The 25,204-nt window shown below is 46.1% G+C and carries 28 protein-coding genes and 1 other annotated feature; of the genes, 12 read left to right on the top strand and 16 right to left on the bottom strand.

Going from position 1 to position 25,204, the window contains the following annotated elements:
• Nucleotides 1-38 precede the first annotated feature (38 nt).
• From pheS to ytxC, 8 genes are all read right to left on the bottom strand, one after another.
• Nucleotides 39-1,061 (bottom strand): phenylalanine--tRNA ligase subunit alpha, encoded by a 1,023-nt coding sequence (pheS, locus tag DESGI_RS08045; protein WP_006522388.1) that lies wholly within the window; start codon nucleotides 1,059-1,061, stop codon nucleotides 39-41.
• 339 nt (nucleotides 1,062-1,400) lie between these two features.
• Nucleotides 1,401-1,493 carry a YqzL family protein gene (locus tag DESGI_RS23750; RefSeq protein WP_083939792.1) on the bottom strand — a complete coding sequence of 31 codons (93 nt, stop codon included), beginning with the start codon at nucleotides 1,491-1,493 and terminating at the stop codon, nucleotides 1,401-1,403.
• Nucleotides 1,494-1,577: 84 nt separating this feature from the next.
• Nucleotides 1,578-2,381, bottom strand: coding sequence for a TrmH family RNA methyltransferase (locus DESGI_RS08040; protein ID WP_006522389.1), 804 nt, complete (start codon nucleotides 2,379-2,381; stop codon nucleotides 1,578-1,580).
• 211 nt (nucleotides 2,382-2,592) lie between these two features.
• Complete coding sequence (gene rplT, locus DESGI_RS08035; RefSeq protein ID WP_006522390.1) at nucleotides 2,593-2,952, bottom strand: 50S ribosomal protein L20; 360 nt, start codon at nucleotides 2,950-2,952, stop codon at nucleotides 2,593-2,595.
• 42 nt (nucleotides 2,953-2,994) lie between these two features.
• Nucleotides 2,995-3,186, bottom strand: a complete 192-nt coding sequence (rpmI, locus tag DESGI_RS08030; protein ID WP_006522391.1) for a 50S ribosomal protein L35 — start codon at nucleotides 3,184-3,186, stop codon at nucleotides 2,995-2,997.
• 30 nt (nucleotides 3,187-3,216) lie between these two features.
• A complete protein-coding gene (gene infC / locus DESGI_RS08025) occupies nucleotides 3,217-3,744 on the bottom strand; it encodes a translation initiation factor IF-3 (RefSeq protein ID WP_245561165.1) in 528 nt (175 codons plus the stop codon).
• 205 nt (nucleotides 3,745-3,949) lie between these two features.
• Nucleotides 3,950-5,860, bottom strand: a complete 1,911-nt coding sequence (gene thrS / locus DESGI_RS08020; RefSeq protein ID WP_041285319.1) for a threonine--tRNA ligase — start codon at nucleotides 5,858-5,860, stop codon at nucleotides 3,950-3,952.
• A 189-nt stretch (nucleotides 5,861-6,049) separates the two neighbouring features.
• Nucleotides 6,050-6,274, bottom strand: a binding site (T-box leader).
• Between the two features lie 74 nt (nucleotides 6,275-6,348).
• On the bottom strand, nucleotides 6,349-7,206 hold the full coding sequence (ytxC, locus tag DESGI_RS08015) for a putative sporulation protein YtxC (protein ID WP_006522394.1): 858 nt from the start codon (nucleotides 7,204-7,206) through the stop codon (nucleotides 6,349-6,351).
• 340 nt (nucleotides 7,207-7,546) lie between these two features.
• Here ytxC and DESGI_RS08010 point away from each other — a divergent pair, with 340 nt between their 5' ends.
• The 3 genes from DESGI_RS08010 to DESGI_RS08000 are packed head-to-tail and all read left to right on the top strand — an operon-like array spanning nucleotide 7,547 to nucleotide 12,390.
• On the top strand, nucleotides 7,547-9,631 hold the full coding sequence (locus DESGI_RS08010) for a molybdopterin-dependent oxidoreductase (protein ID WP_006522395.1): 2,085 nt from the start codon (nucleotides 7,547-7,549) through the stop codon (nucleotides 9,629-9,631).
• Nucleotides 9,632-9,655: 24 nt separating this feature from the next.
• Nucleotides 9,656-10,168, top strand: coding sequence for a 4Fe-4S dicluster domain-containing protein (locus DESGI_RS08005; RefSeq protein ID WP_006522396.1), 513 nt, complete (start codon nucleotides 9,656-9,658; stop codon nucleotides 10,166-10,168).
• Nucleotides 10,168-12,390 carry an FAD-dependent oxidoreductase gene (locus DESGI_RS08000; RefSeq protein ID WP_006522397.1) on the top strand — a complete coding sequence of 741 codons (2,223 nt, stop codon included), beginning with the start codon at nucleotides 10,168-10,170 and terminating at the stop codon, nucleotides 12,388-12,390. The genes DESGI_RS08005 and DESGI_RS08000 overlap by 1 nt, the downstream gene beginning before the upstream one ends.
• A 94-nt stretch (nucleotides 12,391-12,484) precedes the next feature.
• On the opposite strand, the gene DESGI_RS07995 is transcribed toward DESGI_RS08000, so the two are convergent.
• Nucleotides 12,485-13,237: a LysR substrate-binding domain-containing protein gene (locus DESGI_RS07995; RefSeq protein ID WP_006522398.1), complete on the bottom strand. Its 753-nt coding sequence runs from the start codon at nucleotides 13,235-13,237 to the stop codon at nucleotides 12,485-12,487.
• A gap of 400 nt (nucleotides 13,238-13,637) precedes the next feature.
• On the bottom strand, nucleotides 13,638-13,919 hold the full coding sequence (locus DESGI_RS07990) for a hypothetical protein (RefSeq protein WP_006522399.1): 282 nt from the start codon (nucleotides 13,917-13,919) through the stop codon (nucleotides 13,638-13,640).
• A 775-nt stretch (nucleotides 13,920-14,694) separates the two neighbouring features.
• Between DESGI_RS07990 and DESGI_RS07980 the strand changes: the two genes are divergently transcribed.
• Nucleotides 14,695-14,961 (top strand): hypothetical protein, encoded by a 267-nt coding sequence (locus DESGI_RS07980; RefSeq protein WP_006522400.1) that lies wholly within the window; start codon nucleotides 14,695-14,697, stop codon nucleotides 14,959-14,961.
• Here the strand turns inward: DESGI_RS07980 and DESGI_RS07975 are convergent.
• The gene (locus DESGI_RS07975; protein WP_006522401.1) at nucleotides 14,950-15,138 is read right to left on the bottom strand and encodes a hypothetical protein; all 189 of its coding nucleotides are present in this window, start codon (nucleotides 15,136-15,138) and stop codon (nucleotides 14,950-14,952) included. The genes DESGI_RS07980 and DESGI_RS07975 overlap by 12 nt on opposite strands.
• A gap of 225 nt (nucleotides 15,139-15,363) precedes the next feature.
• Here DESGI_RS07975 and lexA point away from each other — a divergent pair, with 225 nt between their 5' ends.
• The 3 genes from lexA to DESGI_RS07960 all read left to right on the top strand — a co-directional run bounded on the left by lexA (nucleotide 15,364) and on the right by DESGI_RS07960 (nucleotide 17,612).
• Entirely contained in the window at nucleotides 15,364-15,978 is a 615-nt protein-coding gene (gene lexA, locus DESGI_RS07970) for a transcriptional repressor LexA (protein ID WP_006522402.1), read from the top strand.
• A 157-nt stretch (nucleotides 15,979-16,135) separates the two neighbouring features.
• On the top strand, nucleotides 16,136-16,525 hold the full coding sequence (gene tnpA, locus DESGI_RS07965) for an IS200/IS605 family transposase (RefSeq protein ID WP_006522403.1): 390 nt from the start codon (nucleotides 16,136-16,138) through the stop codon (nucleotides 16,523-16,525).
• The gene (locus tag DESGI_RS07960; RefSeq protein ID WP_015617944.1) at nucleotides 16,500-17,612 is read left to right on the top strand and encodes an RNA-guided endonuclease InsQ/TnpB family protein; all 1,113 of its coding nucleotides are present in this window, start codon (nucleotides 16,500-16,502) and stop codon (nucleotides 17,610-17,612) included. The genes tnpA and DESGI_RS07960 overlap by 26 nt, the downstream gene beginning before the upstream one ends.
• Nucleotides 17,613-18,202: 590 nt before the next feature.
• Here the strand turns inward: DESGI_RS07960 and DESGI_RS24490 are convergent.
• Nucleotides 18,203-18,658 carry a four-helix bundle copper-binding protein gene (locus tag DESGI_RS24490; protein ID WP_006524796.1) on the bottom strand — a complete coding sequence of 152 codons (456 nt, stop codon included), beginning with the start codon at nucleotides 18,656-18,658 and terminating at the stop codon, nucleotides 18,203-18,205.
• A gap of 281 nt (nucleotides 18,659-18,939) precedes the next feature.
• Between DESGI_RS24490 and DESGI_RS26030 the strand changes: the two genes are divergently transcribed.
• From DESGI_RS26030 to DESGI_RS07940, 5 genes are all read left to right on the top strand, one after another.
• The gene (locus DESGI_RS26030) at nucleotides 18,940-19,068 is read left to right on the top strand and encodes a hypothetical protein (RefSeq protein WP_281168096.1); all 129 of its coding nucleotides are present in this window, start codon (nucleotides 18,940-18,942) and stop codon (nucleotides 19,066-19,068) included.
• 68 nt (nucleotides 19,069-19,136) lie between these two features.
• Nucleotides 19,137-19,772 (top strand): helix-turn-helix domain-containing protein, encoded by a 636-nt coding sequence (locus DESGI_RS07955; RefSeq protein ID WP_157872752.1) that lies wholly within the window; start codon nucleotides 19,137-19,139, stop codon nucleotides 19,770-19,772.
• Nucleotides 19,773-19,890: 118 nt separating this feature from the next.
• On the top strand, nucleotides 19,891-21,282 hold the full coding sequence (locus DESGI_RS07950) for a TnsB C-terminal domain-containing protein (RefSeq protein WP_015617943.1): 1,392 nt from the start codon (nucleotides 19,891-19,893) through the stop codon (nucleotides 21,280-21,282).
• Entirely contained in the window at nucleotides 21,275-22,075 is an 801-nt protein-coding gene (locus tag DESGI_RS07945; protein ID WP_015617942.1) for an ExeA family protein, read from the top strand. Before DESGI_RS07950 ends, DESGI_RS07945 begins: the two co-directional genes overlap by 8 nt.
• 230 nt (nucleotides 22,076-22,305) lie before the next feature.
• The gene (locus DESGI_RS07940) at nucleotides 22,306-22,578 is read left to right on the top strand and encodes a 2-oxo acid dehydrogenase subunit E2 (protein ID WP_281168122.1); all 273 of its coding nucleotides are present in this window, start codon (nucleotides 22,306-22,308) and stop codon (nucleotides 22,576-22,578) included.
• A 169-nt stretch (nucleotides 22,579-22,747) separates the two neighbouring features.
• Here the strand turns inward: DESGI_RS07940 and DESGI_RS07935 are convergent, their stop codons facing one another.
• From DESGI_RS07935 to DESGI_RS07915, 4 genes are all read right to left on the bottom strand, one after another.
• On the bottom strand, nucleotides 22,748-23,860 hold the full coding sequence (locus tag DESGI_RS07935; RefSeq protein WP_006524382.1) for a tyrosine-type recombinase/integrase: 1,113 nt from the start codon (nucleotides 23,858-23,860) through the stop codon (nucleotides 22,748-22,750).
• Between the two features lie 64 nt (nucleotides 23,861-23,924).
• Nucleotides 23,925-24,113 carry a helix-turn-helix domain-containing protein gene (locus tag DESGI_RS07930; protein WP_157872751.1) on the bottom strand — a complete coding sequence of 63 codons (189 nt, stop codon included), beginning with the start codon at nucleotides 24,111-24,113 and terminating at the stop codon, nucleotides 23,925-23,927.
• A 69-nt stretch (nucleotides 24,114-24,182) separates the two neighbouring features.
• Entirely contained in the window at nucleotides 24,183-24,518 is a 336-nt protein-coding gene (locus DESGI_RS25645) for a type II toxin-antitoxin system HicB family antitoxin (RefSeq protein ID WP_006524380.1), read from the bottom strand.
• Between the two features lie 330 nt (nucleotides 24,519-24,848).
• Nucleotides 24,849-25,178, bottom strand: a complete 330-nt coding sequence (locus DESGI_RS07915) for a hypothetical protein (protein ID WP_006524378.1) — start codon at nucleotides 25,176-25,178, stop codon at nucleotides 24,849-24,851.
• Between the last annotated feature and the right edge of the window lie 26 nt (nucleotides 25,179-25,204).

Raw genomic sequence — 25,204 nt, 5'->3', positions numbered from 1 at the left:
AGAGAATTTGTTTATGAAAGTTAAAGCCTGACCCCTCTTTAAAACTGTGCAAGAAATCTCAAATCATTTTCAAATAACAGTCGCAAGTCGTCAATGCCGTATTTGAGCATGGTGATGCGCTCTACTCCCATACCAAAGGCAAATCCAGATACTTCCTCGGGGTTATAGCCGGATACTTCCAGTACCCGGGGGTGCACCATACCACAGCCAAGTATTTCCAGCCAGCCTGAATGGGAGCAAACCCGGCAGCCCTGCCCGCCGCACATAACGCAGGAAATATCCACTTCGGCGCTAGGCTCGGTAAAGGGAAAGAAGCTGGACCGGAACCTGGTTTTAGTGGTGAGACCAAACATTTTTTCCACAAACGCCTGCAGTGTGCCCTTTAAATCAGCAAAGGTAACCCGCCGGTCGACCACCAGGCCTTCCACCTGGTTGAACATAGGCGAGTGAGTTGCATCGTCATCCCGGCGGTATACCCGCCCCGGAGCGATAATGCGTACCGGCAGCCCCGGGGCGGTCCGCTCCATTGTGCGCACCTGTACTGGGGAGGTATGGGTGCGCAGCAGCACCTCGGGGCTGATGAAAAATGAATCCTGCATATCCCGGGCCGGGTGATCCTTGGGTAAATTCAGCGCCTCAAAATTATAAAAATCCGATTCAATTTCCGGGCCTTCTTCGATGGTGTAACCCATGCCCAGGAAAATATCTTCTATTTCCTCCTGGATAACTGTTAGCGGATGCCTGCGCCCCGCCATAAAGGTGGTGCCGGGCAGCGTAACGTCAATTCTTTCGCTCTCTAGCTGTACTAATTTATTTTTTTCCTTGATTTCAGTTATGCGACGTTCAAGTATCTCATCTATTTGGGAGCGCACTTCATTGGCCAGCTGGCCTATTTTAGGCCGTTCCTCGGCGGAAAGGGCGCCCATACCCCGCAGCACGCCCGTTAACAGCCCCTTTTTACCTAAATAGCGCACACGAATGTTGTTTAATTCTTCCAGGTCGTTTGCCTGAGCCAACACCTGTTGCGCCTCGGATAAAATATTTTTTAATTTTTCCTGCATAAATTAATCCCCCTCTAAAGATATAACAATTGCTCCTATTATTCCCATCTTATGTAGACAAAATAAAAAACCGCCCCAAGGGACGGATTAATCCGCGGTACCACCCTAATTTCGTGCATTAAAGCTCAACCACTTGGCCCGGGCACTGATAAAATCTGCCCGGCTCCCGGTAACGGCGGGAATCCGGCTACACCTACTGGAGAAAGCGTTCAGCTGCAGTTCCGGGGTGAATTTAGGCGGATTGCGCTTAATGAGGCTCTCAGTCCATGGCCCCGTCTCCCTGGAAGGCAAATAGCCGCTTACTTATCCCCTTCATTACCGTTTATATATCTAACTGCACTAGTGGACAATAAGTCTTCTGTACAGCATGTATGCCCGGATGGAACCCGTTGATTCAAACAGCCTCCAAAAAAAATCGGCGGTTAAAAACATTTAACCACAACCTTTCCCTCATTTTTTGGGGACCTTTATTAGACACGATTATATCATATGGCCGTTTTTAAAACAAGTAAGGTTTTAACGGGTTCTCTGGCGCACCGCCTCATAAAGCATAATTCCGGCAGCCACGCCGGCATTCAGGGACTCGGCTCGGCCCGGCATGGGAATGCTTACCCTTTCCCCGGCGGCACGGTGCACTGCATCGGACACACCATCGGCCTCACTGCCCACAGCCAGCACCACCCGGCCGGTCAAATCACACTGGTGGATAAGCTTAACGGCAGCGGGCTCGCCCACCACCAGCCGCCAGCCGGCCGCAGGCAATTGGGACAGTAACACTTCCGGCTTCAAAACAGGTAATATAGGCACATGAAATATCGATCCCATAGTGGAGCGCAGGGTTTTTGCGTTATACGGGTCTACAGAACCATGCATTACCAGCACACCACCCGCCCCGGCAGCATCAGCACTGCGAATGATAGTACCTAAATTACCCGGGTCCCGAATACCGTCCACCAATAATAGCAAATCCCAGCCCCGGTCGGTCCAAACCTGCGGGTCCATATCCATCCCCACCGGTACCCTGGCCACTGCCATTACACCCTGGGGAGACTCGGTATCCGCCAGTTCATGGAATAGCGCATCTTCCACAGCCAGCATAGGGACGCCCCGCTGAGCCAGCAAATCCAACAAATGACCAGCCCTGGGCTGTTGGGCAGCACTACCGCTATGCAGGATTAACTCCAGGGGCCAGTCCACCTGCACTGCTTCCTCCAGGAAACGTACCCCTTCAATGATAAATTTTCCTTCCTGCTCCCTGAATTTACGGTGGGCCAGGCGGCGCACATATTTTATGCGCAGGTTGTGCTTACTCTGCAACATTTGGCGTTTCTCCCGGTTAATTAATTTACAATATCAATGGCTGGACTATAAAACTGCTATTAATAATACCAATAATAAACACTAAATAAAATAAGCATGGTGTATATTAATCGCCATGCTTATCATCCCGCTGATCTATTAGCAATGACCCGAGTGACCATGCTTGCGCCGCATAACCAACGGATAGCACTGCGTAAAATCATGCAATATATCAGGACTGCGCCTGGTTCTTGGCCATCTCCACCAACTGGCCAAAGGCCTTACTGTCGTTCACCGCCAAATCAGCCAGCACTTTGCGGTTGATATCCACCCCGGCGTTCTTCAGCCCGTTGATGAAACGGTTGTAGGACATACCGTTATCGCGTGCGGCCGCGTTAATGCGGGTGATCCAAAGTCTTCTGAAATCACGCTTTCTTGCTTTGCGGTCCCGGTAGGCGTACATCAGGGATTTCATTACCTGCTGGTTGGCTACCCGGAATAATTTGCTTTTGGATCCTCTATAGCCCTTGGCCAGTTTTAAAATTTTCTTGTGTCTTTTGCGTGAAACCACACTACTCTTCGCCCGTGGCATGGTAATTCCTCCTTTTTTACGGACTAAAAACTTTTACTAAGATTAAGGGAGAAGGCGCTGTAGTTTAGCAGCATCAGATTTATGGACAATCGTTGCCTTGCGCAGGTTGCGCTTGCGCTTGGCCGACTTCTTCCCTAAAATGTGACTGTGAAACGCGTGCGAGCCCTTGAATTTGCCTGTTCCCGTCTTCTTAAAACGTTTGGCGGCACCACGATGGGTTTTGATTTTGGGCATCGATACCTTCACTCCTTCCTGTATATGGCACTACTCTTGCTGTTGTTTGGGCGCCAAAATCATAATCATATTTTTGCCCTCAAGCTTGGGCTGCCTTTCTACGTTAGCCAGATCAGTAACTTGTTCCGCCATCCGCACCAAAAGTTTCTTCCCTAAATCGGGGTGCACAATCTGGCGGCCGCGAAACATGATAGTTACCTTAACCTTATCACCATCTTTTAAAAACCGAATAGCGTTTTTAGCCTTGACTTCAAAATCATGATCTTCAATGTTCGGTCTCAGCTTAACTTCTTTGACATTGATGATGCGCTGATTTTTCCTGGCTTCCTTCTCCCGCTTGCTCTGCTCATATCTAAATTTGCCGTAATCCATAATACGGCAAACCGGCGGCTTGGCCTGGGGTGCTATTTCAACCAAATCCAACTGTTTTTCCTCAGCCAGCTTCAACGCCTCACGGGTAGGCAGCACACCCAGCTGCTTGCCATCAACATCCACCACTCTAACTTCTCTGACCCGGATACTTTCATTTATCCGATGATCCCTGGAAATAAATGTCACCTCCCTATTAAATTAAAAAGGCGGGTCTTAAGCACCCGCCAATAATTACCACTAAATATTAAAATTTATGGTAGATTTACATAACCCTTAAACAATCCACCGGACGTTCTGAGGGTGAGAAGCGAGCAGCCTCTTCTTAGTATTAGAATATACAATTTGTGGCTTATTATAACACGGGCCACAGGTGCCGTCAACTGCCCCCTTATTATTTACATTCTTTGCTATTTATTTCTTGCACTAAATCCTCGACAAACTGCTCCACCTGCACCGCACCCAGGTCCCCCTGGCTGCGGTGGCGTACCGCCACTGCCCCCGCTTCAGCCTCCCGGTCGCCTACCACCAGCATATAAGGTATCTTTTGCGCCTGGGCTTCCCTGATCTTGTAATTTACCTTTTCATTGCGGGCATCAAGTTCCACCCGGATATCCCTTTGAGCCAATTTTTCAACCACTTTATGGGCGTACTCCATGTGCCGGTCAGTGATGGGCAGTACTTTCACCTGCACCGGGGCCAGCCAGGCTGGAAAGGCGCCGGCAAAATGCTCGGTGAGGATACCAACAAAACGCTCGATACTGCCGAACACCACCCGGTGAATCATCACGGGACGGTGTTTCTGGCCGTCTTCGCCCACATAGGTCAGATCAAACAACTCGGGCATCTGGAAGTCCAGTTGAATGGTGCCGCACTGCCAGGTACGGCCCAGGCAATCCTCCAGGTGAAAATCTATCTTGGGACCGTAAAAAGCGCCATCCCCTTCATTGACTTTGTAGGGCAGCCCCCGGGCCTCCAGGGCCTCTTGCAAAGTGCTGGTTGCCAGCTCCCATATTTCATCGGAACCCATAGCCTTCTCGGGCTTAGTGGATAATTCCACATGGTACTTAAATCCAAACACCTGGTAAAAATCATTTACCATATCGATAACGCTTACAATTTCATCCTTGATCTGCCCGGGCAGCATAAAGATATGCGCGTCATCCTGGGTAAAACAGCGCACTCGCATCAACCCGTGCAACACACCGGATAGCTCGTGCCGGTGTACCAGACCCAGCTCGGCCATACGGATGGGCAGCTCGCGGTAGCTGTGCAAACGGCTCCTGTAAATCAGCATGCTGCCTGGGCAGTTCATGGGCTTAATGGCATAGTCACCCTCATCTATGCGGGTAAAGTACATATTCTCCCTGTAGTGGTCCCAGTGACCGCTTTGCTCCCACAGCGCGCGGTTCAATATCACCGGGGTGCGTATTTCGTCATAACCATGCTTTTTGTGCTCTTGGTGCCAAAATTTTTCCAGCTCGTTGCGTAAAATCATGCCCTTAGGATGGAAAAAGGGGAACCCGGGGCCCTCCTCCTGGATACTGAACAGATCCAGTTCCGCCCCCAGTTTACGGTGGTCCCTGCGCTTGGCTTCTTCTAAACGGTGCAGGTGCTCTTCCAACAGCGATTTTTTGGGGAAAGCTGTGCCGTAAATACGCTGCAGCATTTTGTTGCGCTCATCGCCCCGCCAGTACGCCCCGGCCACATTGAGCAGCTTAAGGGCTTTTAATCGTCCAGTCGAGGGCACGTGGGGCCCGGCGCATAAATCTTCAAATTCACCCTGCTGGTAACAGGAAATAACCGCCTCTTCAGGCAAATCATCAATTAGCTCTATTTTATACTGCTCTCCCCGCTCATTAAATTTGCGCAGGGCATCTTCCCGGGATAGCTCCACCCTGCTGAACGGTAAATCTTCTTTAATAATTTTATTCATTTCGGTTTCAATTTTTTCCAGCTGCTCCGGGGTAAAGCTTTGGGCTGTGTCAAAATCATAATAAAAACCATTGGCTATGGCCGGTCCAATGGCCAGCTTGGTACCGGGAAACAGTCTTTGCACCGCCTGGGCCAGTACGTGCGAGGCGCTGTGCCGAAAAACGTCCTTACCCTCATCGCTGTCAAAGGTTAGAAATTCAACAGCACTATCCTGGTTTATTTTTTCGTTCAGGTCCGTTAGTTTACCGTTTACCTTGGCCACCAGAGTTTCTTTGGCCAGCCTGGGACTGATGTCAAAGGCCATTTCCAGAAGAGATGTTCCGGGTTCGTAACGGCGCACCGAACCATCTTTTAAAGTCACGTTAATCATTGGTTTATAAGATACCCCTTTCTTAATCAGGCTAAACTTCATTAGCAACCTGCTTAACTTTTTTAAATATACATACAATAATAGAATAGCACCAAAATAGTTATTGCTTAACAATAGCAATGCAGGGAACACCACCATGAGCTGAAAACCAAATAAACCTGTAAAATTAAAAAGGCCCCCGGCACGAATGCCAGGGGCGGGCTGTTTATCCCACGGTTCCACCCTGATTTAAGCCTCAAAGGAGCTTTACTTAAAGGCGTGTAACGGTGCCGGCCGGCCGTATTTACTGTATGGTTTTCAACACGGCTGTTTAGAGGTGGTTTTCAACTCCCCGTATACAAAGGCGCTTCCAGCCACTGGCACCCTCTCTCTGGGAACCGGTTGGAGTTTACTTTTCCTCATCATTACATTTATAACTCGCTATTAATCGTGGATAATACATGAAAATATTATATTTAACTACTCTATAATTGTCAACGCCGTGCAAGTTACTGCTGCCGGCACAGTGAACAGCCCTGGCATTTAGATACCCGATCAGCAAAAACTTTGCTGATGGTTTCCAAGGTACCGGCTGGAAAATCGCCGTTACCCAAATGAACCGTTATTTTTCTGGGTGAGATGGTTATTAATGCACTGATCAGTAAATCCTCGTAATTAATTTCACTTTCAGCCAGGTCCGCCATAAAATCCTTTAAATAATCACTATTAATAAACCCGCCCACTTCGTCGTACAGCTGAAACACACCGTCCGGACGCATCACTACATTAACCAGTTCCGCGCGTGGGTCCTGAATTTCCACGAAATATCTTAAAAGTTGTATAAATTCATTATATTCCCGTTCACTTAAAAAATCATCCACGGCCTGATCCGCCACATTATATAAATCGTTGACATACTCTTTAAGCCTGAAGCGAATAAAACCGTCAATTACCAAATCACTGTTAAAATTCAAATACTCGGTGAGCCGGCGCAGTATCCAAAGTTTATCCTTTTCTTTATTATTTTCATTATGATTTAACTTCTGCTGGGCATAATCATAAATAGTTCCCTTTTCTTCATCGTCAAAGTAATAATAATTAGTTCTTATAATATCCCTGAGCAGCTTATCCTTCCACTTGCCGGTTATCAGATCGGTAATCACACCCGCTATTTGATGTGTAAAAACCGGTTCTACCTGATCGCCGCCGGAAACGCAACAGGCCAGAAATGTAAGCCCACCGGCCGGGTTTTCTTCCATGCGCACATCCAAACCTTTGTCCTTGAGCGCCATAAGTTCCTGGCCCAGAGTATCTTTAAGTAATTCTTTATGGTACGCGGTACCAATGGAAAGGCACTGTGACGTCATGAGCTCAATCCCCCTTATGTATAACATTATATGTGTGCCAACAAAATGATATACGGCAACCTGTTAGTGCTACCAGTATGATCAGAAATTAAGGCGATCATGTCAGGTAAATTATTATCAACCACCATAAGGCTGGTGTTTAATGATAATCTCCAACACAATGTCAAAAAAAAGACATTTCAGTTGTCTTTGGCAGGACATTAGTAACGCTAAATGTCTGGTATTTTTTAATATAACTTCAAACTATTTTTATAATTATAATTTTTAATAATTGTACCGGCGAATATAAGTAAAGTGCCGACTGCCACGGCACCGGTGAATATTACAGGGAGGATGGCTCATGCAAGATGTTTACAGCATTTGCTTAATGTGTACGGTCAGATGCCCCATTAAAGTTATGGTCGATAATGACGATGTTAAATTAATTGAAGGAAACCCGCATGACCCGGGCATTCAAGGCAGTATTTGCCCCAAAGGCGCAGCCGGGGTGTGCCTGTTAAACGACCAGGAAAGGGTGAAAAAACCGCTCATTAGAACCGGTCCCCGTGGTTCAGGACAATGGCGGGAGGCTTCCTGGGAGGAAGCGCTGGATTACGTGGCCGCAAAGCTCAGGGAAATTAAAGATAAATATGGTGCCCGCGGCATCGCCTATACAGAAAGAAGCCAGTTAAATTCCCATATCAGTAAAACATTTATGCGGGCGCTGGGCTCCCCCAATTACTTCAGCCACGACAGCTGCTGCAAAGGATCTTTAAATACAGCCTTTCGGTCTTTAACGGGTTACACCGATGCCAACGTAGGCGTCGATATCGGCAAAGCAAAACATATTATACTATTCGGCCGCAATTACTTTGAATCCATCGAACTCAAAGCAGTCAAACAACTAACCAATGCTCTTGAGAATGGCACCAAACTTACCTATATCGACCCCCGGGTAACTGTTACCGCCACCAAAGCAGATAAGTATTTAATGATTAGACCGGGTACCGACCTGGCCCTCAGCTATGCGCTAATGAATGTAATAATTAATGAGGAGCTCTACGACAAGGAATATGTGCGCCATTGGGTGCTTGGTTTTGAAGAGCTTAAGCAATTTGTGGGAAAATATACCCCGCAGTGGGCTGAGCAGCAAACGGGTATAGCGGCTCACGAAATCATTTCCCTGGCCCGGCAGGCCAGTGCGGTCAAGCCGGCGGTGATATTCCACTACGGTTACCGCTCCGCCCACTATACAAACGAAATATATGTACGCCGGGCCTTAATTATGTTAAATGCATTGATGGGCAGCATTGAAGCACCCGGAGGCATCTTCTTCAAAAAAGGTGCCGGGGCTGTCGGTAAAAAACCCCTTAATAAATTGATCGGCCAAGTGTTACCAGAGATTAACGAGGTAAGATGCGACGGCGCGGGCACGGCCAAGCTACCCACCCCTGACCCGGCCCACGGAGTGGTGCAAATGCTGCCCCGGGCTATTCTTGAAGAAGATCCCTACCCGGTGAAGGGTTTGATTGTCTGGCGTCACGACCCGCTGCTATCCATACCCGATTATGAAAACAACAAGCGGGCCTTTGATAAGCTGGACTTCATCGTTACCATAGACATTCATTTCAGCGAAACAGCATGGTATTCCGATGTTATCCTGCCCGAATCAATTTACCTGGAAAGAGGGGATTCAATCCAGGAAAACGCTGGCTTAAAACCATCTTTATACCTGCGCAAACCAGCGGTAACACCGAGGTATGATACAAAACCGGGCTGGGAAATCATGAAAGGCCTGGCCGACAGACTGGATATCGGCCAGTACTTCCCTTACCATTCCCTGGATGATTTGTGGCACTACCAGCTGCAGGGAACCGGTTTGACCTTAGAGGATTTTGCAGCCAAGGGTTTCGTTTCCCTGTGCGATGAACCGATATACTGGAACCGAGAGGATGGCCTTAAATTTAAAACACCTTCCGGCAAGATAGAATTTGTATCCAGCTTATTGGAGGAAAACGGCTACCCTTCTTTTCCGGAATATGAATCGGTGCAGCCACCCGCGGAGGGTTATTTCCGCTTAATGATAGGCCGAAACGTTGCCCATACCCATGTTTCCACCCAAAACAACCCTCTGCTGCATGAGCTGATGCCTGAGAATTTATTATGGATCAATACAGAAAAAGCCGGGTACCTGGGCATTAAAAACGGCCAGATGGTAAAGGTCTCCTCATCCCGTGGCCAGGAAACCATACGGGCCCATGTTACGGATTTAATCCACCCCGAGGCTGTTTTTATGGTCCACGGCTTTGGCCGCAAAGTAAAAGCACAAACCAGGTGTTATAACAAAGGAGCCAGCGATACCCTGCTGCAGGAAAATATATCCGACAACATCGGGGGAAGCCCGGCTCTACAGCATGTACATGTTAAAGTGCAAGCAGTTGGTTAATGAAAAACCATTGGGGGGTTGTTTATGAGCACATACGCCATTTTTCAAGATGAAAGCAAATGCATTTCCTGCCGCAGCTGCCAGGTACAATGCAAAATCAATAAAGGATTAAGTGTAGGTCCAAAACCAAATCAAATTATCGAGGTGGGACCGGTTAACAAAGATGGACGCCCGAAAGCCAATTTCGTTTTCCTCTCCTGTTTTCATTGCGCCGACCCCTGGTGCGTGCCGGCCTGCCCCAACGAGGCCATGCAAAAGCGCGACACTGACGGTGTGATATTTATCAACCAAAACCGCTGCGCCGGCTGCAAAAGCTGTATTATGGCCTGCCCGTGGAGCGCACCCCAGTGGGATGCGCAAAAAGGGAAAGCGGTTAAATGTGATCTATGCCTGGAACGCATTGACGCAGGTCTTAAACCCGCTTGCGTTACCGCCTGCCCCACCAGTGCCTTAAGTTTCGGCCCGGCGGAAAACGTGCCGGAAACCAAACGCATTAGGTTTGCCAGGCAAATTGTAGCCAGTGAGGGACTGCATTGATGATGGATGTGATGGATATGCAAGATAAAGGTTGTAAAGTAAGAAAGACGCAGCTTTTGGTGCAGGACTTTTTAGCGAAAGAGCAATACTGCAGCATCTGCCGGCGCAGTTTTAATGAAATTTCAGACCTGCTGGACCGGATCAGTGAGGGAACAGCATCCCCCGGTGCAGTGAAGATGATCAATGAGCTGGCGGTCACAGTTTTAAATATGTGCCAGTGCAACAAGGGTAAACCGGTGGCCGCTACAGTTATCGACTATTTAAATACCTACAAAGAAGATTTTCAGGTGCATTTAGAAAATCATGTATGCCCTGACGCCCAATGCCCCAAACTTGTGCCGGCCCCTTGCCAGGCGGCTTGCCCGGCGGGCATTTCCATCCCCAATTATATTTCCCTGGTGGGCATGGGCAAATATAGTCAGGCCCTGAAGCTAATCCGGGAAGACGTACCTTTGCCGGGCAGCCTGGGACGCATCTGCGAACATCCTTGCGAAAAGGCTTGCCGCAGGGCCGCCGTGGATAAGCCCATCTCTATATGTGCCCTGAAAAGACTGGCTTTTGATAAATCCGCAAACGATGCAATAGAGCCTTCCACCCCGGTGGAAAGAAAATACCGGGAAATAGTCGCCGTGGTAGGGGCCGGCCCGGCCGGACTGGCTTGCGCTTATTTTATGGCACGCCGGGGTTATGGGGTGACGGTGTTTGAAGCCATGCCCGAACCAGGGGGTATGCTGGCTTACGGTATCCCATCCTACCGCCTGCCCAGGCAAGTGCTCAGGGATGAAATTGACCGCATTCGGAACATGGGTGTGAAAATCAAGTTAAACACCCGCATTAGCGGGGAAAACGGTATCCGCAAGTTGCAACAACATGGCTATGCCTCTATATTTTTAGGACCGGGTGCCTGGAAAGGCGCCATGCCCCTGTCGAATCCCGAAGGTTTAAGCGGTGTCATGGACGGCATTACCTTTTTAAGTATGGTAAACTTACAGCTAAACAGTATCAATAACCTCCAGGAAACTGGGGATTGTACAGGGCAAAACCATAACCACCGCCCCGGGGTTATGAACCTGGCGGGTAAAAAGGTTATTGTTGTCGGAGGCGGCAACGTGGCCATCGATGCAGTAAGGGTCGCTTTACGTTTGGGTGCACGGGAAGCCAGGATCGTATACCGGCGTACCCGGGAAGAAATGCCGGCTCTAATGGAAGAAATAGAAGATGCGGAAAAAGAGTCAGTAACTTTTAACTTCCTGGTCTCGCCAGTAAAAATAGGCGGCCAGGACGGCCGGGTTACCCACCTGGAATGTTTGCGCAACGAGCTCAGTGAGCCTGACTCCAGTGGTCGCCGCAAGCCAGTGCCGGTGGAGAACTCAAACTTTAATATTAACGCCGATATAATAATTTTTGCCACGGGCCAGCAGCCTGATTTATCCTTCCTGGACGGTACCGAGCAGGTACAAACCGATCGAAATCGCATTATGGTTAATCCAAATACTATGGAAACATCCCTACCGGGAGTATTTGCAGGGGGCGACGCGGTAACGGGCCCGGCTTCGGCCATTAAGGCTATGGCGGCTGGTAAAAAGGCCGCTGCTGCCATACACGCATATTTGCGCGGGCAGGAGCCTTCAGCCGGCATTAACTACCCTGTTAAAAGAAAGAGTATAATACCTGAACATATCAGTGCTGAACAAAGATCAAAGCCCAGCCAAATTGATTCACACCATCTTTACCAGGCTGAAAAAAGGCATACCTTTGACGAGATCATGCTGGCCATCAGTGAACCGGCGGCCCGGGCCGAGGCCAACCGCTGTCTGCATTGTGACCTTTGTATAGCCTGTGGCAAATGCGAAGATGCTTGCCGGGAGCAGATAGGAGCAGACGCCCTGGAACTGGGCTATGCAGGCAGCTATGGCAGCGACGAAAGTGTTAAAACAGACTTCCATAGACCAGGAGAAAAGTGCATCGGGTGTGGCACTTGCTCAGTGAACTGCCCCACCGGTGCCATCACCCTGGAAGACAAAGCAGGCTACCGGGAAATGCGCATGTGCGGCTATCTGATGAGTCGCCTGGTCATGGTCAACTGCAAAAGTTGCGGGCAGCCCTTTGCCACCGCCAAACATATGGAGTTTATTAATGAGCAAGTTAACGTCAAGGAAATATGTCCCGACTGCGCTCGTAATACGTGGTCCCAAAATGTATATGGCAGCAGGATAATATAACTGTCTGAAAGCGCCGCAAAGTTTGCGGCGCTTTCTTTTAAAAATAGCGCCCAACGGGCGCCGATAGTAGGTATGAGTGTCGAATGAACTTGTATTAAATATTCGTTAAAATGGTAGTAAGGTCTTCACTAAGTATAAGTTTTACAAATTCGGCAGTAGCCCGGGACTGAAATTTTTCCTTGTGCTGCAGCAAGTAAAATCCACGGGTAATTGGATCACAACACCTGATGGGCTTTATGGAACCTAACTTTAATTCCTTACGCAAAGTCCATTTGGACAACATAGTAATGCCCAAATTAGCCTCCACTGCCTCTTTAATAGCCTGGGTACTGCCAAGGGTGATAACATGCTCCGGTTTAAATTTAAGACTTTTTAAAGCTTTTTCTACCGCCAGCCTGGTACCGGATCCCTCTTCTCTGAATAAAAAGGGGGTATCTTTAAATTTAACGGCCATTTCCTCCGGTTTAATGAAGGTGGAATCAGCCAGTGGATGGTTTTTGGATGTAATCAGGATCAGCTCATCATTTAAAAAATTAGTAACTTTTAACTGCGGATCTTCCACTATACCTTCCACCAGGCCTATATCAATACTTGTATCCCGTGCGTGCTCGTGCACAAATTCCGTATTGCCTATAGTAACAAAAAACTTTACATCGGGATACCTGCGGGTATAAGCTGCCAGCAGTCGTGGCAGAACATATTCCCCCACGGTAAGGCTGGCACCAATAGTCAAATTGCCTGTAACCAGGTCAACCAGATCAGACACAGCCCGCTCGGCCGCTTTGTGCAGTTTAAGAATTTCCGTTGCATAACCGTAAAGAGTGGCACCCGCTTGAGTTAATTCCACTCTTTTGCTGGAGCGTTCAAATAGTTTAGCTCCGTAATAATCCTCCAGGGCATGAATATTTTGACTGATAGCCGGTTGGGAAATATTTAATGTTTCCGCTGCCCGGGAAAAGTTTTTTTTTCCGCAACGGTAATAAAAATTTGCAATTGATGATCTAACATACTTTGACCTCCCGGGAAATTGCTAAACATTATTTTAACATAAACAAACTGTGCATGGTATTCATTATCTTTTTTTTATAAGATAAACCTATTATTAACCGCCATAATGATTTTATAAAAAACAAATCCCCGGTTCAACCGGGGAAAAACTGGATGGGCTCTTAAAACTATTATATTACTAATTAATTTCGCCTGCAATATTTTAGTGAAATTTATTTTCGTAAAATTTTATTAACTTACTACTGTTCAGCTTCTTGTTTAGCCGCCGTATCCTTCCTTTTTTCCATCATTTTTTTTATCTTCAAAGTAAAAAAGGCACTTAAGAAGCCAATGAAAGTATATATAGCGGTAAGAATCAGTAAACCTATATTCCCAAAGGCCGGAGCAGCGCAAAATAAAAAGCATATACCGGTGACCATACGCGTATTTTCCAGTCGCCAATTCGCATAACCACATAAAATAATAGTTAAAATAGCTATCTCTATAAAAATGGCAAATGGATTCAATAGAATTTCCAGCATAAATTATCCTCCCCCCGTATTATTACCAACGTTATGACATAGTCTGGTTAGGCTTTAGACTATTTTATTCTCCCCCTCGCTAGGTTTTCCTTCAATACCCCTATAATAGCGCTTGTAGTGCCATCTTGCCATATATAACCGATTGTATCAGCTATTTAATTTTCCATTACCGAAGGGTGAGCATCTACATCTCCGTCAGTTAAAGCCTGTACCTGCTCCCAAATACCGAAATACTTAATTTGGCATATCTTTGCCTTCTCTCCTATTTACAAAATATTTATAATAATGAATTTTTTTGCAGGTATTTGTTCCCACATGTGGAATATTATATTTCGTATTTCAATATAAGAAGTTATGTTGTAATTTTTTACTTTGGGGCATGAAAGCAGAAGTAGTATAAGAATTTGGTTGTTAGTGCAAGGATGTGGTTCCATTTCACCAGTTATAACCAAAGATCAAATTGATAAGCTACAAGTTACTCTTGAGGATCTTAGGAATCACCTAACTATCCTCAGTGGGTTTATTCAGCTTTCAGGGGATAATCTTATATATCAACAAAAAAAGCTTTTAAATGACTCCATCACCAAGTCGGATATACTAATAGGTGAAGGTATTAAAATCTTAGACCAAATAAAAAGCCAAATTCTTTAAATTTTTATGCATTCATGCCCCTTCATTATGAACAGAGGTTTTTTTGGATATTTTGTCCCATTGACATATTCTGAATTTTCTGATGTAATACAATTACCAAATATTACTTTATAGGAGGTTTTATATGGATAAAAACTATGACCGTTATACCGGTTTAGTAATGGACATTCGGGACTGTTTAACCGTCATTCAAGGATTAATACAGGTAACAAAGAAAAAACAATCAGTTGATAATTTAGACGTAATCATGGAACACCTAAATATAGCTGATCAAAAACTAAAGGAATTATCAAATAGTGTTATAAATCAATCAGCTATGCAACCATCGGATTATTTAAATGGCATGCCGCCTATATACGCTAATACGCACAATTCTAAACTACCCGACTAATGCCCCTCCATCCGCCCAAGTAACACACTGTCCAGGGCTTACTCCGTCATAACGTTCAGGATCCCAGCGCCGTAGCAAGTGCACCACTATCGCCTTGCGGAGTTCTGTTCGCTCCTTCACTCGGCGCTGGCGTTCCAAATTAGCCGCTTTGTCGGGCCGCTTGTGTTGTGCTGCCACTGCCAGCTCCTCCCTTTTTTTAAATCGTATTACAGAAAAAGCACTTTTCATTATAGTTTATGTATATTTTCGCTAAGGCTCGACATGCCGCTTTCCCCCTGCTCCCTTTAGTCAGCCTCATCCATAATGAAAATTTATTTTTTTATATAAAAAACACAGAACAGGTGTTTTCCTTTTCCCTTTTTTGTGATATTCTTATAAAAAATATATCTGTAGGTGATATACATGGATAAAGAATTAAATGCCCGGGAAAAGGATGTTTTACAGGCCATAAAAGATCATATCAGCAGGCATGGCTACCCACCAACAGTGAGGGAAATAGGCCAGGTTGTTGGGCTTAAATCCAGCTCTACGGTTCACAGCTACATACACAAGCTAGAAAACAAGGGATTTATTCGGTTGGATCATACCAAGCCAAGGGCAATTGAAGTTTTAGATAAGAATAAAGATCAGGAAGTTGTAAAAGAAACGGTTATAGTGCCGTTACTTGGCCAGGTGGCAGCCGGCCTTCCAATACTGGCCGAAGAAAACTTGGAAGATATGATTCCCCTTCCCGTAGATTTCGCTGGCCACGGTGATATATTTATGCTTAGAATCAAGGGAGACTCCATGCTTGAGGCTGGTATCTTTGATGGCGACCTGGTGCTTATAAAAAGCCAACCTACAGTCAATAATGGTGAAATTTGTATTGCCATGATCGATAATGAAGCTACCTGCAAAAAGTTCTATAAAGAGAAAGACTACATCAGGCTTGAACCGGCTAATAGTTATTACTTACCGATTATTGCTAAGGATGTTAATATATTGGGCAAGGTTATTGGTTTGCTGCGTAGGATATAAACAACATTTTAACTTTCCCGCCGGGAAGTCCCCGCCCTGAGCCTTCCTTGCTCGCGAAGCGAGGGCGAAGGGCGGGGATGAGAGGCGGGCCTTGTTTTTCCAGGAACCCTTGTCTTATTTTGGTTCTGTTGTTACAATATAGCCATGAAATACCAACTTGATAGAGGCTGTCATTCAGTATATTCCCTTCGTCCATTACATCTGCTGCGTCAAATACCGGCGCAAATTTCTCACGCCGGAAATATCAGAGTATCTAAAGAAGGTAAACCAAGACATAGCCGGCAAGTTTGGTGTACAGATAATTGAGCAAGAAACTGATAGGGATCACATCCACATTATCTTTGCATCAAAACCGGAAGTTCAGCTTTCCAAGTTCATCAACTCCTTAAAGTCCACTTCAGCCAGGCTGATATTCCGAGATCATCCCGAAATTAAAAAAGAGCTTTGGGGCGGCAACTTCTGGTCGCCAAGCTATTTCTTATCCACTGTGGGGGAGGTGAAACTGGAGGATGTCAAAAAATATGTCCAGTCCCAAGGAAATCCGTAATTACAAATTTCGTATCTACCCAAATAAAGAGCAGGAAAGTAAGCTAACTAATTGGTTGACCACCTGCCGTATAATTTACAACTCGGCACTGGCCGACCGGAAAAACTACTATGAACGCACGGGCAACGGGCTAACCAGGATAGCACAACAAGAAACTCTCAAAGCCGATAAAGCAAAGCACCCGCAGGTTAAAGAAGTTCATTCGCAAGTAGCCCAGGAGGTTTTGTTCCGCGTGGAACGCGCCTATAACAACTTTTTCCGTCGCGTGCAAGCCGGAGAGAAACCCGGTTATCCTAGATACAAAGGACCGGGGCAGTATAAATCCCTTACCTTCACCCAGTTTGGCGATGGCCTTGGTGCCTCGTTCCAAAATGATAAACTAAAACTATCCAAGATCGGCTTGGTTAAAATAGATTTGCACCGGGAGATACACGGTCAAGTCAAGATATGTACCATAAAGCGTGAACAGTCCGGCAAATGGTACGCCGTACTGGCGGTGGAAGAATACCCGGTGTTATTCTCCCCCAATTGGCAGACCATTGGCCTGGATGTGGGAATAAAGGAGTTTGCCGTACTCTCCAATGGAGAGAAAATAGCCAACCCCAAGCATCTGCAAAAATCCGAACGAAAACTGAAAACACTGCAAAGAAGCTTATCACGTAAGAAGAAAGGTTCAAAGAACCGAGCCAAGGCCAGGAATAAACTTGCCAGGCAACACGAAAAGATACGCCACCAGCGCAAAGACTTCCACCATAAGATATCCGATCAATTGGTATGGAGATACGGCAAGATCGTAGTGGAAGACTTGCAAATAACAAACATGGTACAAAACCATAAACTGGCCAAGAGCATATCCGACGCCGGGTGGGGCGAATTCATCTCCATGCTAACCTACAAGGCTGAGAGTGCCGGTAGGATGGTGGAGAAAATACCCCCTTACGGGACAACGCAGCAGTGCAGCCGGTGCGGTAGTATTGTCAAGAAAGACCTGTCGGTAAGAATACATGCCTGCCCACATTGTGGCCTTGTCCTTGACAGGGACCACAATGCAGCAATAAATATTCTACATAAGTCTAAAGCATCATAGTTCAAAAAACTGTGCCGCTGGGACGGCGGTCACATGCCTGGGGAGCTAGGTTGCAGTAAGGACCTACTATGAACCAGGAAACTCCGTAACTTTGTTTTACTCATGGAAGCCCCTTCCTGAGCGGAGCGAAGGGAGGGGTAGTTCACAATGTTCCTTCCCGCAAGATATTACTTGAGGGACTAATTTTTTATCACGTAAAAGTTCTTCAGCTTCAGCCTTGCTAAGTTGGTCTAATAAAGCATAGCTGTAATAATAGAAGGCAATACCGGCAACCGTTATCGTCGATACCAGACCGGTTAATTTGGCAAAACCTATTACGACATACAAAAGGCTGCCAAAGACGTAGCCGAAGCAAGCAAAAAAGACACCCAAAACAAATAAAGCCAGGCCGGGACAACCCCGAAACCTGGCTTTTCTCGTATGGCAATACTTCCCCCAATGGGCTTCTGCGTTACTCCCTCGCAAGCGAGCCTGAGTTACTCGAAGCTTATGCTGGCAAAAGCGGAATATGCCAGTCCTTCGAAAATTACATTTGAGTTACCATGTTTACTTTACCCATCCCCCCTGTGCTCATTACTTGGCTCCAGGCCTTATTTATTTTCATCTTTCTTTTCCGATTGAGAATACATGCCCGGCATATTAGGATAACTGTGTCCTGAGCTAGGGTGGCCGATGTAACCGGGCCCTGACATTCCGGCAAAAGCCCGACATTCTCTTGCGCAATCCAAGCAGACCCGGCCACAAAACTGTGATTGAGAATCAGGCATTTTTAAGCAATGGTGTCCGCAGGTTTCACAAATTTGAGCACATTGTGCGGCAAGCGGTCTGGCGTACATACTACAACGAGCAATGTATTTTGCTGTTAGGGTACAGATGTCCGCACAGTCACGTAAAAGCTGAAGCTGAGTCGCCCTTGATTGGTCGCACATTCCAAGTACTGCGGTAAAAGTATTTTCACACACAGCTTCACAATATTGAACCATGCTTAATACACGTTCATGTGTATCTATTGGGTAGTAAGAATAAATTGTCGGATTCTCAGCCATAAAACCACTCCTTTCATTTTTTCTATATTATTCCAATTGATTATCAATGGTTCCATATGATATTAGCTTTTTTATAAATTTTAAAAAAGGAGTACACAAAAGCACCCCAATGGGCGTTTTCACTTTCCCGGTAACACTTCATTCTTTTAACCTGGCCTCGACCGGTTGGCGATAAAGCTTGGACATAAGGCATCACTTGGGGTTATTATACCAAACGTTCGTTTACCCAGAAAGATAAAATAAAAAACGCCCCGAAGGGCGTATTGTGGCGACGCACGGCAATGGGCGGTGAACGAATTGCCGCCGAAGGCGGCAATTCCATACTACGAGAAAAGCAGGAATTTGGCGGTAAAAGTAGAAAAGCCATCCCTTGTGAAAGTAATCAAGGAGATGGCTTCTTAATCATTTGAGCATAGGAAGATGTAGAGTTTGCGACCTCTCTCCCTATGCCCCGGATGGACTTGAAGTCCCATACAAGATGAGAATAACAACTCCCTGCCCAAATGTCCAGAGCTATATTAAAAATCCCAAAAATTTTCTTCCTATCAAACCTGTTTGCCCTAATAATTCATCCCACAGGCCGCATTGGAATGCCAATTGGGACCGTGAATTATGCCTGGACCATGTTAACGCAACTAGAATTACGATCTTCAACGCTTATTGCGAGCAATGTCACGAAACAATCAGTTATTGGCCGGAATTTGTGCTGCCATATCAGCGGGAACCGTTGGAAACCCACGAACAGGTAGTAATCGAGCATCTACAAGGAATTAGCCTTAGAGAAAGTGCCGCTAAAATCGGCTACGATCCACGTACTTTGTCCCGCTGGCTAAAGCTTATCTTGACTCAAGCCTTGGCACTTATTAATGAGGTTGTAGCGCGTATTCTTAGTATTATGAATCAAGAGATATTGCCGTTAACAGCAGCGGTAGCCAGGGAAGCCACAATGCTTATCCTTGCCTGGCTACGTAACTATGCCGGATGGATTAGCTTTCCTCGCCCAAATCGGTTAATGGGCTTGTGCAATCTGCTTGGTAGGGGCGACTGGGATCTGTGGGGAGCTCTTTTGGGAAACGCTAAGTCTCGGGCAAAAAAGGAGTATTCACCCGGCTAATCTCCCCCCGAGGGGGGAGATTCCCACAAACCTTGGTTATCGCCAAATCTCCTGACTTGCATCATGATGATCTTAGAGGTAAAACCCCTTAAAATTAGCAAGTCAGGAGGGAAAAAGTATGAATTTGCCACCGGATGATGAGCGTGAGCGGGTTGCTTTGCAACGATTTGAGATTATTGTACCCTTGCTTAAACGCCCAATGCCACGTGGTGCCCAAAAGCTCATACTTGAGGAGCTTACCAAAAAGATGCACCTTGATGCCCAGAACCGCCTCGTTTTTTTGGGTAAACGTACAATTGAGCGGTACCTGAGCAATTACCTTAAATTCGGCTTGGAGGGTCTTAAACCTAAGGTCCGCCCCGAACAAGGTTCACTTAAAGCATTTGGGCAGCAAGCTTTGGATGAGGCCGTGAAGATCAGACTGGCCCGTCCGGAGCTATCTGCAGATAGCATCATTGATATTCTACGCTCAGGCCAGATACCGGGCTCAGAAAAAATGTGTGTAAGCACTCTAAACCGCCATTTGCGTCGCTTAGGTAAAGATCGCCCAGCCTTGAAGCGCGTAGTGCGCAAACGTTACCGCCTGTTCAGCGTTGAAGGTGCCCATGCTTTATGGATTTGTGATGTCTGGGATGGCCCGTATCTATATGACGAACTAACGAACAAAAAACGGCGCTTGCGATTGGTTGCTATTATTGACTCATATACCCGTTATATTGTGCACGCTGAATTTTATTTTAACGAGAACCGCCCTTGTCTGGAGGATACTCTCCTGAAAGCTATTTTAAAGCATCACGTTCCAGAGATTTTTTACTGCGATAATGCCCGGGTATTTCGTTCTCAGCACCTAAAGCGCATCGCGGCGGAACTGGGCTTAAGCATTAAACATAGTCGGGCCGGGCAACCCCAAGGCCGCGGTCGAATTGAAAGATGGTTCAGAACGGTAGCCGAGAAATGTGAACCTCTGCTAAGAGAGCAGACTGAATCCGGCAAAGTGGCTACGCTGTATGAGGTCAATAGCTTCTTTACCGCCTGGCTGGAGAGGCGCTACCATAGTCGCCGACACAGCACGCTGAAGATGAGCCCTCGGGATGCCCTGGAAAAGGCCTGTGCCAGCCATCTGAACATGTCTCGTCCTGTTGAGCCGGCTACTGTGCATGAGGCCTTTTTATGGCGGGAAAACCGGGTAGTGAGCTCACTTGGAGCCGTAAAGATCTACAGCAATCTCTACGAGGTGGAGGAGAGTTTGCTTGGCAAGACCGTCGAACTGAGATTTAACCCTTACGATCTAAAGCGCATTCTGGTTTACTTCGAGGGCGTTTACCGGTGCGAGGCCCGTCCCTACCAGATGAAAAACTTCACCGAAAAACGCGTTAAAGAGCGTCAGACCGACAGTCATAAAGCACTGGAAAAAGCTATGCAGGCTATTGTTCAGGAACATAAAGACGAGATTAAAGAACGCTCCGGCCTGTCCTTTGCCAAGGCACTGGAGGTGAAGCACGATGAATAGCCCTTATTTCTCTTTTAACCGGGAGCCTTTCTCCCGGGAATTATCCCCTAAGGAAGTGTTCGTGTCCAAAGGACACCGTGAACTCCTGGCCAGGCTCAGGCATGTCATCAAGACCGGCTCTTTAGCGGTGATTACAGGGCAAGTTGGTTCCGGCAAATCCACGGCTATCCGGTCTGTTATGCAATCCCTGGAGGCTTCTCGTTATCGTTATATTTACTTGGCTAGTTCACAGCTTTCACCGGCGGAGTTCTACAAGAGCTTACTCTACCAGGTTAATATCCGGCCAAGCAGGGGTTTCTCCGAAAACAAACGCTTAGTGGCACAGGCTATGCTGGAATTACACCAGAAAGGGATAAAACCGGTAGTGGTGATCGACGAGGCTCAGGAGCTAACGGTGCAGATGCTCAGCGAATTTCGGTTTGTTCTTAACTATCAAGCAGATTCCTTTTCACCTTTAATGGTTGTACTGGCCGGTCAGCCACAATTAGCCGAAATACTGCGCCTTCAGGTTTTGGAATGCATCCGCCAGAGGATTAATGTACACTATCGCTTACCATGCTTGGGGGAAGACGAAATTGCCGCTTATATCCTGCATCACCTAAAAGTGGCCGGGCTGGACAAGCAAATATTTACGGATGCGGCAGTACAGCTTATCTATCAGTTTTCCAAAGGCATTCCTCGGCGCATTAACAATATATGCCGGTATGCCATTGTAGCGGCAGTCGTGGCCGATAGCCCGACAATTGACGCAGACGCGGTACAAAAAGGCCTCGAAGACGATGAACTAATTTAATAAAAGTACTAATGCCAGTGGCAATGACTTCTTAAAGAATAAAAACATTGCCATTGGCACTGATTCTTAAATATGGACGTTTAGCGCTAATGACGGTGACCTTACCGTCGTTGTTCAATGACTTTGTCGGTGATTAGCTTACCGCCAAGGAGCGTGAACCGCTACAGCGTATTAAATATTTCTCGTTTTTTCGGAAATCAAGTTTTAATGTATCATAGAGTTAAAGTTATATAGAAGATCAGAGGGTTAGAACTGTTATGATAACCTCTGTAGGCATGATGGGCAAGGTAAATGGCTGGATGATACCGGTAAGTGTTCATCCACTATGTTTTGCAATCGGTTCAATAGTAAAAAAACCGGGTGTTATAAATGATAAAATAGAAGTTAGAGAATATCTCTATGTTACGGTTTTAGTTGACCATGATGTTGTTGATGGTGCTCCAGCAATACGAGCCCTCTCTAAACTAACTAAACTTGTTGAACGTGGATATGGGTTATCTTGAGTTTAGTTTTCTAACGAGCAACATGACCTTTGAGAGCATTTGCACCAAATTTGCACCAAAAAGCAAAAAATCAAGGACTCCGGTTTCCCGAAGCCCTTGATTTTACTGGTGGGTGCAGTAGGAATTGAATTATCAGCACCTACCCCAAAGCCGCAATATAAAAGGGTTTTTAAGCGTTTGCCTGACTATCTGCCTGACAGCTATGCAAGGCGTTAGTTACGTTTATGCCGCGCCCTATGGCATGGGCATATACTGCCGTAGTCGTAGCAGGGCTACTGTGACCCAAGAAACTTGAAACCATCGGCAGCGGGTATCCGGCTGCCACCAGAAGACTTCCCGCCGTATGCCTTAAATCATGAACGGTCATACTTGGCAAAACCGCCGCCTTTACTATTCTTTTAATTGTACGCCGCACAGAGTTATCCCGAACAGGAATATTAACGTCATAATCCGCATGAAAAATTAGCGTTTCCCGTACCACATTGGGGTTAGTTTCTTTGTATTGATTTTTTAAATCATTCAAGAATATAAGTGTTTCTTCATCCAGCGGTATAGTCCGACGACTGCTTTGGGTTTTGGGTTCCGGCTTTAACTTACGTCTGCGTGTGTTCACTGCCCGCTGCACCGCTACCGTTCCGGATTGAAAGTCCACATCCTTCCACTTTAAACCCAGTACCTCTCCCAAGCGCATGCCGGTTATGGCCACGACTCTTACGATCAAATGATGTTTATATTTTCTGGCAGCGTTGAGGAGCTTCATCAGTTCAGTACCATCAAGAACATTCTTTTCTTGTTTTGGTACCCTTGGTGTACGTAAACCCACTGTTGGATCTGTGATAAGAAGGCCCCATGCAACGGCTTGCCTTAGTGCTGTTTTCAGAGTACCGCATATGCCTTTTATGGTTTTGGGCTTTAGCCCGGATATGGATAGGCATGAAAGTCTTTCCTGGAAATCCATCGAATTAAGACCGTACATGGGTAGATTTTTCATTAACGGATTCAATCTTTTAACATGGAATGTATATGTTCTATATGTCCCTTCATCAACAGAGTTTTGAATCCGTTTTAACCAGAAGCTTAGGTATTCATCCACATTCATAGCTACAGCCTTGGGTCCGACACGGCGTTTCATTTCAACTTCAAGTTCGGCCGCCCGGTGGTTAGCTTGAGTTTTATTACCATGAAAGGTTTCATAGTGGATTATACGCTTGCCATCTTTATCACGTCCCAAGTATATTGAGATTTGATATTTGTTTACACCGCGCCTTTTTACCTCCGCCATTTGTGACCTCCTATAACGGCAAAAAGCAGGAAAAAGTTAGGCAGGGATTTACTTCCCTGCCGCCTTACAGTTTACCTTTTTCCTCTTCAGAAAAATTTCTTATGAAATCCTCCAATGCAGATGAAGGTATGCGAATGCGGCGTTCAGACAGTTTAAGAGCCCTTAATCGTTTTGTATAAATGAGCTCGTAAACAAAGGACTTCCGCACCCGCAACTTTTTCGAAACTTCGGCTACCGTGTACATATCCATCATATCACCGCCCCTTTCATATTTATGAAATACAAAACCCCCGGTCAACCGGAGGTTATTATCTGGTGCTTATTATGCCATTTTCACAACTTGCGGGCCTGGAGAAGGCTTTGGAATCTTCCTGCCCTCGGCCATGGCCGCATAGATCCATGATAGCTTAACCTCTTCCAACCTGGCCATTGCTTCTTCCGGAGTGCTGCCGTGTATTTTACACCCGGGCAAATCCTTATGCTCAGCCAACCATTCCTCACCAGTCAACCTGGTTAATACAACGGGATATCTAATATTCCTGTATGCTTCGCTTTGATAAATTAATTCAGAATGATTAGCAGGAATATCAAGAAAACGGTCTAATTCTCCTTCAAGGGCCTCGGTGTTAATCTTAATTGTACTCATAACCATAGACACTTAATACCCCCCCTTATCTAGCCTTGATGCCTATGTATTTCAGCAAATCTTTTATATCCTGTACCTGGTATGGCCGTAAATTTTCATTCTCCATGAGAACAATTAATTTGGAATACCCTAAATATGTAAAAACCCGATGGCTGCCTGATCTTTTTCGCATCGAGCACCCAATTACCAATAACAACCGGGCTGCTTCCTGGTAGGATATATCCAATGGAACGGGGTGCTGATTAAACCTCTTTAATAGTTTTTCAAATTTGCCCAAAGGAAATACACCTTCTCGCTTATGTATATTTTAGACTTTTTATGGTTAGGTGTATAGGTAGTTGATTAATTATTTTTACTTAGGTTTGGCATCGCAAGTGACACGACATAGTTATTGTGTCTGAAAATATTTCGTGCTGTCTGTGGATCATTGGTTTTTAAATAACCAGATTTTGTTGTGTAGCGTGATATAGTCCCGAGTAGCACAATTTCATCGTCATTAAGTATAATTGGCTCTTTACGCCAAAAATAAGAATATTGAATTAAATTATCGCCCATTTTTTTCGCTTTTCCTTTTTTTACGTCCCGGGCAGCTTGTCCAGGCCGTAAGCGGCCCTTGATAATGCCTGTTTTATCAGATGCAAAAACAACTCTTGTCACAGGCGGAAAAAGCACAGAGATACCCCCTTTTTCAAGTCACT

It is taken from the genome of Desulfoscipio gibsoniae DSM 7213 (genome assembly GCF_000233715.2).
Taxonomy (GTDB): domain Bacteria; phylum Bacillota; class Desulfotomaculia; order Desulfotomaculales; family Desulfallaceae; genus Sporotomaculum; species Sporotomaculum gibsoniae.
Note: the sequence above shows the minus strand (reverse complement) of the source record. Positions and strands in the feature narration are given on the sequence as shown.